General features: G+C 38.2%; 10 protein-coding genes. All 10 read left to right on the top strand.

Features of this window, described 5'->3' with window-relative positions; genetic code table 11:
• Positions 1-424 precede the first annotated feature (424 nt).
• Positions 425-961: a UpxY family transcription antiterminator gene (locus tag DWZ67_RS08480; RefSeq protein WP_120138579.1), complete on the top strand. Its 537-nt coding sequence runs from the start codon at positions 425-427 to the stop codon at positions 959-961.
• A gap of 50 nt (positions 962-1,011) precedes the next feature.
• Complete coding sequence (locus tag DWZ67_RS08475; RefSeq protein WP_120138577.1) at positions 1,012-1,506, top strand: UpxZ family transcription anti-terminator antagonist; 495 nt, start codon at positions 1,012-1,014, stop codon at positions 1,504-1,506.
• A 410-nt stretch (positions 1,507-1,916) separates the two neighbouring features.
• A complete protein-coding gene (locus DWZ67_RS08470; RefSeq protein WP_120138575.1) occupies positions 1,917-4,337 on the top strand; it encodes an SLBB domain-containing protein in 2,421 nt (806 codons plus the stop codon).
• Positions 4,338-4,374: 37 nt separating this feature from the next.
• Positions 4,375-5,487, top strand: a complete 1,113-nt coding sequence (locus DWZ67_RS08465) for a Wzz/FepE/Etk N-terminal domain-containing protein (protein WP_087332622.1) — start codon at positions 4,375-4,377, stop codon at positions 5,485-5,487.
• A 97-nt stretch (positions 5,488-5,584) separates the two neighbouring features.
• Positions 5,585-7,138 (top strand): MATE family efflux transporter, encoded by a 1,554-nt coding sequence (locus DWZ67_RS08460; protein ID WP_120138573.1) that lies wholly within the window; start codon positions 5,585-5,587, stop codon positions 7,136-7,138.
• Between the two features lie 15 nt (positions 7,139-7,153).
• Positions 7,154-8,272, top strand: coding sequence for a polysaccharide pyruvyl transferase family protein (locus DWZ67_RS08455; RefSeq protein WP_087332564.1), 1,119 nt, complete (start codon positions 7,154-7,156; stop codon positions 8,270-8,272).
• A gap of 19 nt (positions 8,273-8,291) precedes the next feature.
• Positions 8,292-8,864: an acyltransferase gene (locus tag DWZ67_RS08450; RefSeq protein WP_087332621.1), complete on the top strand. Its 573-nt coding sequence runs from the start codon at positions 8,292-8,294 to the stop codon at positions 8,862-8,864.
• A 45-nt stretch (positions 8,865-8,909) separates the two neighbouring features.
• Positions 8,910-9,884 carry a glycosyltransferase family 2 protein gene (locus tag DWZ67_RS08445; RefSeq protein ID WP_087332563.1) on the top strand — a complete coding sequence of 325 codons (975 nt, stop codon included), beginning with the start codon at positions 8,910-8,912 and terminating at the stop codon, positions 9,882-9,884.
• Positions 9,885-9,896: 12 nt separating this feature from the next.
• On the top strand, positions 9,897-11,045 hold the full coding sequence (locus DWZ67_RS08440; protein WP_087332562.1) for an EpsG family protein: 1,149 nt from the start codon (positions 9,897-9,899) through the stop codon (positions 11,043-11,045).
• Positions 11,046-11,951, top strand: coding sequence for a glycosyltransferase family 2 protein (locus DWZ67_RS08435; protein WP_087332561.1), 906 nt, complete (start codon positions 11,046-11,048; stop codon positions 11,949-11,951). It abuts the gene before it with no gap.

Genomic DNA, 11,951 nt, shown 5'->3' with positions numbered 1-11,951 from the left:
AAGTGTTTTTTAAACGTTCGTTTAATGGACGTCAAATTTCAGGAAATGAAATAGGGAATGAGTTAATAAAAGGGAATGGAAATTTTAAATATTAAATAAGATACTTAATATACTGAATTACTGTAGATTAAACTGAGATACGATGGGTTTTCCAAAATATTTTTATTAAACATTTTGAGGATATAAAAAACAGTCTTATCTTTGCGTCCATTAAACGAACGTTTAAAAAACGCTTTTTGTTTGTAATCCGTTCGTTTATAGTCTCTTACCAGAAGGTAATGACGAACTGCAAAAAAACTGTTGGCAAGAAGGGCACAATGCTTGCTGTATTTTACATAAGGTGCTCGCAAATGATTGGATACCAGGTATATACCGAGGGTCCAAAGCCCCAGAGGAACACTCTTTTGTGAACAAAACAACGAAAATGGAAACGGATAACGAGGTTGAAGTCTGGCATGCCATGCGTGCCACATACCGCAGAGAGCTTGATGCGGTGCATCTTCTCGAGAAGGAGAACCTCGGCTGTTTTGTCCCCATGCAATATAAGGTAAGTATCCGTAAGGGTAAGAAAGTCCGTACTTTGGTTCCCGTCATCCGTAATCTGGTTTTTGTCCATGCACGTCCTTCCGACGTACAGCGTGTTAAGTCTCAAATTACTTATTTGCAATATATAACCGATACCCGCAGTGGTCAGAAGATAATTATTCCCGACCATGAGATGCAGCGCTTCATCGCCGTTGCCGGAACCTATAACGACCATTTGCTTTATTTCCAGCCCGAAGAGTTGAATCTGTCGAAGGGAACTAGAGTCCGTATTACGGGTGGTGACTTTGCAGGTCAGGAGGGTATTTTTCTGAAAGTAAAGGGGGCACGTGACCGCCGTGTGGTTATAGAGATACAAGGTGTCATTGCTCTTGCCATGGCCACTATCCATCCGGATCTTATAGAAGTGATCGGCTGAATTATAATTCATAATTTACAACTCATAGTTCACAATTCATAATTCAAAAAATGTCCTCCTCCCTTTTCGAAGAAGCAATTAATCTCCAGCGTGCTGCGCACGAACTGATGTATTTAGGTATGGACGGTAGTCCTATCTATAGTGATGACCTTTCCCGCCGCAACGGTGAGGTTTACCGCTTGACTGCGGCTTTGTATGGTTCCAGTGCCCGAGGTACTACTACGGAAGAACAAGCAAACGTCTGTCTTGCTCTCCTGATGGGGTATAACGCATCGTTCATTGACCATGGCGAGAAGCAGGATCACCTCCAGAAGATATTAAACCGTTGCTGGAATCTCCTTGATACCCTTCCCGCCTCGCTGTTGAAACTCCGTCTGCTTACTGCCTGTTATGGAGAAGTGTTCGATGAGCCCCTGGCCGACGAAGCCCGGAAGATTATTTCTTCCTGGGACTCCGCATCGCTCACTGCCGAACAGCAGGAAGCTGTCGAGGAATTCCGGAATGTAGTTGACAATCCCTATCCGTGGGAATATCTTGAGGACTAAAACAGGTGAAAGTTTTCTCGCAAGGCAAAAAAAATGGAGTGGAGAATGTAAGAGACACGGGAAAAGTTAAAGGCATATAGAGCTAAACATACAAGTGATATATTCATGTAATGAGTGAAAAGGATTCCACGCATTGTATTACGAAAAATAGCCTCCAGAGAAACGGATTATATGGCATTTCTGCCAATGAATATAGTAAAATAACTTATTATTTGATTAAAAATATAACTCAAAGTGGGTTATACCCCCTTTAGTAGATGCCCAATATCTATTGAATATCCGGGAAGCGTGGTACTAACTCTTTCATTACTACGCGAAGTAATAAATATAAATCACCTTTGGTTCCACCTTCCCGGATTAGTTTGATTTTTTCAGTGTGTGACATATAAGAATCTAACAAACATTAAATTATGCGTCGAGTCTTATTTCTGATTTTATGTCTTTTTATTTTCTTCGGTTCTGCCTATGCCCAGCGCATGTCCGACGAGCAAGTGGTTGAATATGTGAAACAAGCACAGGCAGCCGGAAAATCTCAGAAGCAGATGACTGCCGAACTGTTGCGCCGTGGTGTGACCCGCGAACAGGTGCTCCGCATCAAGGATAAATATGAGAACTCGGGTGTTGCTGTCCCGGGTTCCGAAGCTCCCTCACAGATGCGCAAGCGTTCGGTTGCTGTGGGAGAATCCTACGAGGCTGCCGAACTGGATGACCAGAAAGCGGTTGTTGATGAGAGACTTGAAAGCCAGTCCGCCCCTGAGGCTGCCGGCATACAGATTTTCGGTCATAATCTGTTCCAGAACCGTAATCTCTCCTTTGAACCTAGTGTGAATCTGGCTACTCCGGCAAATTATCGGCTGGGGCCCGGTGACGAGGTGATCATAGATATCTGGGGAGCTTCCGAGAATACCATCCGCCAGACCATCAGTCCCGAGGGGAGTATCCAGGTGAAAGACCTCGGTCCCGTTTATCTGAACGGCATGACTGTTAAAGAAGCCAACGCTTATCTGCAACGGGAACTGTCCAAGATCTATTCCGGTATCGGAGGGGGGGATCCCAATTCACAGATCCGTCTGACTTTAGGCGATATACGTACCATCCAGATCCATATCATGGGTGAGGTCACGGTGCCGGGTACTTATACACTTTCGGCCTTTTCCACGGTTTTCCATGCCTTGTACCGTGCCGGTGGTGTGAATAATATCGGTAGCTTGCGTGACATCCGTCTGGTTCGTAACGGAGAGACGATAGAGCATTTGGACGTCTATGAGTTCATCATGCAGGGCAAGATGAATGACGATGTCCGTCTGCAGGAGGGCGATGTGATTATCGTGAGTCCCTACCAGTCGTTGGTCGAGATAGTAGGCAAGGTGAAACGTCCCATGTATTATGAAATGAAGCCTGCCGAGACGGTTGCTTCCTTACTGAAGTATGCGGGTGGCTTTATGGGAGATGCCTATAAGAAGGCTGTACGCATCATCCGTAAAAGTGGACGTGAACATCAAGTATATAATGTGGATGAGATGGACTATTCCGTATTCCGTTTAGACGACGGTGACTTAATGACGGTTGACGCCGTACTCGACCGTTTTGAGAACAAGGTTGAGGTCAGTGGTGCCGTCTATCGTCCGGGGCTTTATCAGTTGGACGGTGAGGTGAACACGGTGAAGCAGCTGATAAAGAAGGCTGAGGGACTCCGGGGAGATGCTTTCCTTGCCCGTGTCCTTCTGGACCGTGAGCGTGAAGATCTTACGCACGAAATGGTTGCCGTTGATCTGGAGGGTATTATGAACGGTACGGTTTCTGATATACCCCTTCAGAAGAACGACCATCTGTATGTTCCCGGTATCCATGACCTGAAGGAGAGCGAGACGGTCTCCATTTATGGTGAGGTGCTCAATCCCGGTACTTTCCTGTACTCCGATAACTTAACGATAGAGGATATGATTGTCCAGGCGGGAGGTCTTACCGAGGCTGCCGCCACTACCTGTGTGAGCGTGACGCGCCGCATCAAGGATCCCAAGAGTACTGCCTACAGCAGCAAGCTTGCGGAGACCTTCACCTTTGACATCAAGGACGGTCTTCTGACGGGTGCCGGTAGTTTCTACCTGCAACCTTTCGATGTAGTCCAGGTTCGTCGCAGTCCTGCCTACCAAGTTCAGCGCATGGTGACGGTTGCGGGTGAGGTACTTTTCAGCGGCAGCTATTCGTTGTTGAAAAAGAATGAACGTCTGAGTGATGTGATAGGTCGTGCAGGCGGAATTACTCCGGCGGCATATATAAAGGGGGGACGTTTGATTCGCAAGCGCAATGATGAGGAACGTCGGCGTGAGACGGATGTGCTTCGCATAGCTCAGGGTGGTGAGGGGAAGGATAGCATCTCTGTGGACAAGCTTGCCATCTCTGAGACTTATGCAGTAGGCATCGATATGGAAAAGGCTCTGTTTAATCCGGGAAGTGACTATGACATTGTCCTGCGTGAGGGAGATATCGTTTATATTCCTGAATACGTCAATACGGTGAAGATCAGCGGTTCAGTGATGTATCCTAATACAGTAACCTGGGAGAAAGATGCCAAGCTGAAACATTATATCAATATGGCAGGTGGTTATGGCGAAAATGCGAAAAAGAAGAAAGCATACATCATTTATCTGAATGGTACGGTAGCCCGTGCTAAGAAGAGTGACAGTGATTTAATCCAGCCGGGTTGTGAGATTGTGGTTCCCACGAAGTCTGAGAGGAAGCGTCTCCAGCTTTCCGAGATTATGGGTATGAGCTCCATGACTGCAACGATTGCGGCGATGGTGGCTACGTTGACTAATGCTTTTAAATAAGAAACAAGTGGAAGATATAAAAAGAAAGGATGCTGATATGAATGACGAACAGCAGAATAAACATCCACAGGAAGAGGAGATTGATTTGCTAGAGCTTGCCTTGAAGGTCTGGGCAGAGCGCAAGTGGATATTGAAGTGTTGCGGCTATGCAGTGATTGTGGGACTGGTGATTGCTTTCAGTATTCCGAAAGAATATACAGCTACAGCTACAATTGCTCCGGAGTTGTCGGATGGAAAGAGTGGGGGAGGATTGTCTTCTCTTGCTGCCATGGCAGGATTTAATATAAATACTTCTTCTGGTGCTGATGCTATCTATCCTGATTTGTATCCCGATATTGTGAGTTCGACTCCCTTTATTATTGGTCTTTTCAATATTCCAGTGAAAGACCTAGAGGGGAAAATAGATACTACACTTTATTGTTATTTGGACAAGTATCAACGTTCTCCTTGGTGGAGTGTGATAACTTCTGCTCCTTTCAAGGCTCTTGGATGGGTGGTTTCTCTGTTTAAGGATGAAAAGGATGAGGATAGAATTACAAAGCTTAACCCTTTTCACTTGACAGTAAAAGAATCATCCATTGCAAAACTTTTGAGTAATAGCATCAGTGTTTCTGTTGACAAGAAGACGGGGCTTGCCACTTTGTCTGTTACGATGCAGGATGCTCATATTGCTGCCTGTTTGACAGATAGTGTAATGTATCGTTTGCAGAACTATGTTACGGATTACCGTACAAATAAAGCTCGTCAGGATTTTGAGTTCCAAAAGAAGCTTTTTGAACGTAAAAAGAAAGAATATGAGACGGCACAGGAGAATTATGCGAAGTTCTCTGATACTAACAAAAATATTATTCTTCAGAGTTACCGTGCTGAACAAGTACGATTGGAGAATGAAATGAATCTTGCCTATCAAGTATATACAAGTGTTGCACAACAATTGCAAATGGCTGAGGCGAAGGTACAGGAGATAACCCCCGTCTATACGGTGGTTGAACCTGCAATGGTACCCATTCGAGCATCGAAACCTGGTAAAGGAATGATATTGGTCGGTATTATCTTCACAACCGGAATTGTTTGTATTAGTTGGATTTTATTCCTGAAAAATATATTTTTGATTTTAAGGAAGAAGGGTAATCTCTCAAATAGATGTTAATAAATCAGGAAACTATTGAGGTTTTGTCTTTAGGATAAAAGTAACGGATTTGTCATAGTATTATTATCTGTAGATTGTATTCATAAATTTGTTTTAAATGTCAATTTATACGAGCAATAACAGTCGCATTGCCAAAAACACGATTTTACTTTATTTCCGAATGATTCTTACGATGTTGGTATCGCTTTATACCAGTCGTGTAGTATTGAACACCTTGGGGGTTTCTGATTTTGGTATTTATAATGTAGTAGGTGGTATCGTAGCAATGTTGGGATTCTTGAATGTATCAATGTCTGTTACGACACAACGATTTATTACATTTGAGTTAGGCCGTGGTAATTATAAACGTCTTCGGATAGTATTTAATACTAGTTTGTTGATATTGGCTATACTATCATTGATATTGGTTTTGATAGCAGAAACTTTGGGACTATGGTTCTTATGGCATAAAATGCAGATACCTGTTGAGAGGATGGATGCAGCATTTTATGTGTTTCAGGGTTCTATTGTGACAGCGGTCATATTTATTATGAGTGTTCCTTTTAATGCTATTATTATTGCTCATGAGCGGATGAGTGCATTTGCATATATATCTATTATAGAGGTACTACTCAAGTTGGCCATTGTATATTTATTATTGTTTTTTCCGTATGATAAATTAGTATTGTATGCTTTTTTGATAGTATGTGTACAATTTGTAATTTTCTTGTCCTACAGATTTTATTGTATAGCGAACTTTCAAGAATCCAGATTTATGCTAGTGTTCTGTTATCCGTATTTAAAAAAAATGGCAGGGTTCACAGGGTGGACTTTCTTGGGTAATTTAGCTTCTGTAACCTATACGCAAGGTTTGAACATTTTACTTAATCTATTTTTTGGCCCTATGATTAATGCTGCCCGTGGAATTGCGGTACAAGTGCAAAATGCTATCACTCAGTTCTCAATTAATTTTCAGATGGCATTGAATCCCCAGATAACTAAAATGTATGCCATTGATGATTTGCCGTCCATGTATAAATTGATAGAACGTAGCAGTAAGTTTACTTTCTGTTTATTGTTACTTTTGTCATTTCCGGTGATACTCGAAGCTGATTTTATACTTAAGTTATGGTTGGGTATTGTGCCTAAATATACTGTACTTTTCTTGAGACTGATACTTTGCACTGCTATTATAGATGCTGTTGCAAATCCATTGATGGTGTCTGCGGCAGCTACAGGTAAAGTGAAATTGTATCACTCGGCGGTAGGAGGATTGTTGCTCACTATCTTACCTATTTCATATGTAGTGTTAAAGAATGGAGGTGCTCCTGAATCTGTTTTTATAGTACATTTGCTCATCTGCGTGATAGCATTTGTTGTACGTTTATACATCCTACAATCCTTAATATATTTAGACATAAAGCGTTATTTGTATAATGTTGTTGGTAAGAGTGTGTTGATTATGTTAACAGCGTTGCCCCTTCCTGTAATGTTGAAGTTTTTTCTGGTTGATAACGCTATTTTCTCATTGATGGTGGTCTGTGTAGTATGTTTATTTGCAGTGTCTATATCATCTTTTTATATAGGGCTAGATAAATATGAACGTTGTTTTATAAAAGAGAAGCTATCTGTTTTATTGCTTAAAGTAAAGGGTGGTAAAAAAAATACTTGATGATTTCTGTTACATATGAAAGTTTTAGTCAAGGTTTATGCTAATTATAATTTAGGTGATGATTTGTTTCTACACTTATTGTTCAAAAGGTATCCTACTGTCACTTTTCGGCTGATAGCTCCGGATTCTTATGAGTTCTTTTTGAAGCATTATCATAATGTGGAGCGAGTATCTGAACCTCACTTGAATTTGCCATGGTTAATGATAGTCAGACTCTTTCGATTGTTTTACTGTTATAGATTATCTGGGTGTGTACTTAGAAGAAAATGGATAAAACTCTTTCAGGATGAGTCTCTTACTTCTGATGCCTATTTGTATATAGGTGGTTCTATTTTTATGCAACATGAGCCGAGATTGTTATTACAAGATAGTTTGAATAAGCTGATTAATGAGTATTTTGATAAGTCGTACATTATAGGAGCAAATTTTGGCCCTTATGTACGGCAGAGTTATTTGGTCTACTATCGTGATGAGGTGTTTCCTCGTTACACTGATGTTTGTTTTAGAGATACGTACTCTAGCCATTTATTTAAGGAGTTGAAAAATGTGCATGTTGCTCCTGATATCGTGTTTAATTTGCCACCACTTAATGTTGAAAAAAACTATAAGAGTGTTGGTATATCCGTGATGGATTTTACTAATCGTCCTGGCATTCAAAATATAAATAGTTTGTTTGTGGAAAAGATAGTGGATGCTATTGAATCTCTTTCTAAAGAAGGATATTCTTTTACTCTTTATTCTTTTTGTGAAAGAGAAGGTGATGAAATAGCAATTCGGAACATTCAAAACAAGTTGTCTGATTCGAAATTAGTAAAGACTTGCTATTATAGAGGAAATATAGGTGCTTTTCTGTCAGATTATGCTACTGTGGAAACTATGGTTACCACTCGTTTTCACTCTATGATATTAAGTTTGGTTTTCAAACAACAATTGTTACCCTTGATATACAGTGATAAGGTAATGAATGTTCTGGCTGATTTAAATTATAAGGACAACTTATACCACATTAATGATATAGGTTTGTACAATGTGACGGAGGCGATACGTATGGCGCGCATAGTAAATTATGATAATCAATATTATCAAAATGCGGCTGTTGCACAATTTGAAAAACTGGATCAGTTGTTGTTCTGATAATAATTTGCGTTATATTATGATTAAAGAGTTGCTAAAGGGTATTTATTCTAATATAGTGTCATATCAAAGTAAAAAAAAAATCATGAAATCTCTTAAAAGAAGAGGTGTAGAAATTAACCTTCCTTTTTACATACATGATTATAACCGTTTGATAATTTCCCCTCCTTGCTATATAGGACCTGATTCATGGTTCGTCTTACGTGCAAATTTGTATATAGGGTCTGGAACTATTATAGGACCTCGTTGTAGAATACATACTTCTAATCATAATTGGAGAGGAAATATGTTGCCTTATGACGATAAGTATATTGTAAAAGAAGTGCGTATAGGTAATAATGTTTGGATTGGTGCTGATGTATCCATAATGCCTGGGGTTACTATAGGTGATGGTGCTATTGTTGCAGCATGTGCTTGTGTGGCAAAAGATGTGCCTCCTTTAGCTTTGGTTGGAGGAAATCCGGCAAAAGTGATAAGTTACCGTGACGAGCAATTATACAATAAGTTGGTTGATTCCAGTCAAGTGTATTTGCTTTTAAAGCATAAAGGTGAAACAGTTACAGATGAATCCTTACGTTGTGTAAGTGAGTAGTATTTACGCTTAAATGATAACTAATTGGTTGATAAAAATAATCTAATGACAAAGTTCTCTATAATAGTACCAGTATATAATGTTGTTTCCTATCTTGAAGAGGCAATAATGAGTGTAATGAATCAAGATTATGGAAATTTTGAATTAATTTTGGTGGATGATGGAAGTACGGATGGATCGGATAAAATATGTGATGATTATTCAACTGGAGGAAACGTTCGATGCTTGCATACCACTAATTGTGGAGTGAGTAGAGCAAGAAATATAGGTCTTGATGTGTGTACTGGAGATTGGGTATTGTTTTTAGATTCTGATGATTGGCTTGATAGACATACTTTGTCCCGAGTAGCTTCTGCTACAACATTGGGTGTTGATATTGTTCAGTTTGGATTCACTAAAATATCTAAGAAAGAATATTGGGATCGTATCCCGCAAGGTAGAGGATTATATAATAATATTTTGGACTACCATAACTCATTTAGTTATATACCTGGTATAGCCGGTTACGCTATAAAAAAAGAAATAATAGATAGGTTTGACCTTCGTTTTTCACAAGGTATAAGATATTCAGAGGATCATGAGTTTATATTAAAATGTTTTATTACAGCATCTTCTTTTTTTGTAATTCATAATTCATTTTATTATTATCGGGATAGAGATGGCTCAGCTGTAAATCAACCTAAGCAGTACAGTACGGCTTTAGGGTGTTTAAAGGTTATTAGAAATGTTAGTCGGTATGTAGCAGAACATTCTTTGCCACAATCTTCCTTTTTGTCGTATTGGATTGAATATTCATATCGTGAGTATTATTCAATCATAGCGTTACTTCCTTTTTCTTGGGGTATCTATCGGACTTACTATAAAGATTTCATTCAATATTTGTCAATAATTGATAACAATCAACCGCCTTTATTCCTTTTTTACTTGATACGGATAGAAATAGCTAAATTGAAGCAGCTATTACTTAAATTATATTTGAATAATAAATTGGTGTATAAAATAGTAAGGTCGTTTCGGTGATCTGATGAAATTATGTATTCTGCTCCATATAATTTAGTAATAAGTCTTTTTTCTATTTTGGCATTTTTGTCTTTTAACTACAAGAAGGCAGAAGCAAAGAATTATTATGTTGTATTTTTCATTTATCTCATATTCTTTGGATTTAGGGGCTATGTTGGTTCTGATTTCTTTATGTATTATGAACTATTTCATAATCTGCCGGAGTTTGACACAAATTGGTCTTATAAGATTATAGAAGGTTTAGAATTGGAGAAAGGTTTTCTCCTTTATATGACTTTTATAAAGACATTATGTAGTGATTATTCATTTTTTGTGTTTATAAATTGTTTGATAAATATTACATGTATATTATTATTCATTAGACGTTATTCATCAAATGTAGCTCTTTCTATCATAATATTCTTGGAAATAGGTGGTTTGGTGTTTGAAACGGATGTACTTCGTAATATGAAGGCAATGCTTATATTTTTACTATCCATTAAATATATAGAGCAAAAAAGACTATTACCCTATTTTTTACTTAATTGCATAGGCTTTACTTTTCATAGTTCATCTATTATTTATTTCCCTATGTATTGGATTCTGAATAAGCCTATTGGACTAAAAAAGTTTTGGCTTCTATTTATTTTAGGAAATGTTGTGTTTTTAGGGCAGATACACATCCTATCCATGATGATAACCCCGACTTTATCACTTTTGGGTGGTAGGTTTGCTTTATTGCAAAGTAATTACTTGGACACAGGAATATTGAGTGATTACGGACTTACTATGGGATATTTCTTAAGAATTGCCGTAGCTGTTCTTATAAGTTTCTATTATGACAGTTTAATTAAACTGAAACCATATAATGTGATTTTTTTAAATGCTTTGATGATTTACCTTTTATTGTTCTGTTACTTCAGCGAAATACGAATTTTAGCCATACGAATGACTAACTTGTTTTTCTTTTCTTATGCAGTAATAATTCCCCAAATTGTGTCCCTTTTGCATATCCGTAACAATCAATTGATTTATATTGGGCTGATTTGTATAATATCAATGTTAAAAGTTCGAGGAAAAACTAATATTCCTATTTATGAATATGATTCAGTCTTGTTTGAACATAAGGGGCCTTATGAGAGAAAAATGAATGTTTACGATTTTTATATGAAAATAGAATAGATGTTTAGTGTAGTTATTCCTTTATATAATAAAAAACATACAATAAGAGAGTGTATTGCTTCTGTATTGTCTCAAAGTTATCAAGATTTTGAGTTGTTGGTTATAGATGACGGTTCCACTGATAATAGTTTTCAAGTGGTCAGTGAGTATTCAGATAACCGAATTCGTATAGTACAACAATCTAATGGAGGAGTTTCTAGTGCACGCAATTTGGGGCTGAAACTTGCTAAGTCAAAATACGTGGCTTTGCTTGATGCTGATGATCTTTGGATGCCTGATTATTTAGAAAAGATGAATAGCTTTATAGAATCCTATCCTTTTTGTGCTCTCTATGGTTCACGACAATATGTTGTGGATGGAAAAGGACACAAGAAGTTATCTGATACTTTGGGGCAAGAACAGTTTTATTTATTTCACAAAGAAGAATACTTTAAATATGCTACAGATGCAATTTTATTTCATACTTCCGCGGTAATTGTCAATAAGGAGATTATACAGGCTCATGGTTTATCCTTTAATACAAACTTAAAGAAAGGTGAAGACTTAGATTTTTTCTTTCGTATTGCTTTAAAGGAAAATACAGCATTTTTAAATGAGCCTCTTACTGTTTATAATTTGGAGGTGGAGGGTAGTGCCATGCGTTCGTATTGCGATTTATCCAATAGATTAATTGGCAATATTGGGCAATATAGGGAGGCTATGGAAAGTTACAAAAGTGTACGGATATTCTTTTCAGAATATATTCTTTCTTGCATACCGTTATTGATATTAGAACATGAGCCAACGAGTGTTATAAAGACTCTTTCGCGATTGATTGATGTCGATGCACTACCTTTGATAAAGAAAGTCTACTATTATCTTCCACTTTCGATGAAATTATTTATTTATAAACTATATATGCGGTAG

It is taken from the genome of Bacteroides sp. AF34-31BH (assembly GCF_003602795.1).
Lineage (GTDB): Bacteria > Bacteroidota > Bacteroidia > Bacteroidales > Bacteroidaceae > Bacteroides > Bacteroides uniformis.
The sequence above is the reverse complement of the archived record's forward strand: the minus strand, read 5'-3'. Positions and strand labels throughout refer to the sequence as shown.

What these genes read in the sequence shown, in the direction of transcription:
- DWZ67_RS08480 (WP_120138579.1), top strand. Translation starts at nt 425, where the DNA reads ATGGAAACGGATAACGAGGTTGAAGTCTGGCATGCCATGCGTGCCACA.
- DWZ67_RS08475 (WP_120138577.1), top strand. Translation starts at nt 1,012, where the DNA reads ATGTCCTCCTCCCTTTTCGAAGAAGCAATTAATCTCCAGCGTGCTGCG.
- DWZ67_RS08470 (WP_120138575.1), top strand. Translation starts at nt 1,917, where the DNA reads ATGCGTCGAGTCTTATTTCTGATTTTATGTCTTTTTATTTTCTTCGGT.
- DWZ67_RS08465 (WP_087332622.1), top strand. Translation starts at nt 4,375, where the DNA reads ATGAATGACGAACAGCAGAATAAACATCCACAGGAAGAGGAGATTGAT.
- DWZ67_RS08460 (WP_120138573.1), top strand. Translation starts at nt 5,585, where the DNA reads ATGTCAATTTATACGAGCAATAACAGTCGCATTGCCAAAAACACGATT.
- DWZ67_RS08455 (WP_087332564.1), top strand. Translation starts at nt 7,154, where the DNA reads ATGAAAGTTTTAGTCAAGGTTTATGCTAATTATAATTTAGGTGATGAT.
- DWZ67_RS08450 (WP_087332621.1), top strand. Translation starts at nt 8,292, where the DNA reads ATGATTAAAGAGTTGCTAAAGGGTATTTATTCTAATATAGTGTCATAT.
- DWZ67_RS08445 (WP_087332563.1), top strand. Translation starts at nt 8,910, where the DNA reads ATGACAAAGTTCTCTATAATAGTACCAGTATATAATGTTGTTTCCTAT.
- DWZ67_RS08440 (WP_087332562.1), top strand. Translation starts at nt 9,897, where the DNA reads ATGTATTCTGCTCCATATAATTTAGTAATAAGTCTTTTTTCTATTTTG.
- DWZ67_RS08435 (WP_087332561.1), top strand. Translation starts at nt 11,046, where the DNA reads ATGTTTAGTGTAGTTATTCCTTTATATAATAAAAAACATACAATAAGA.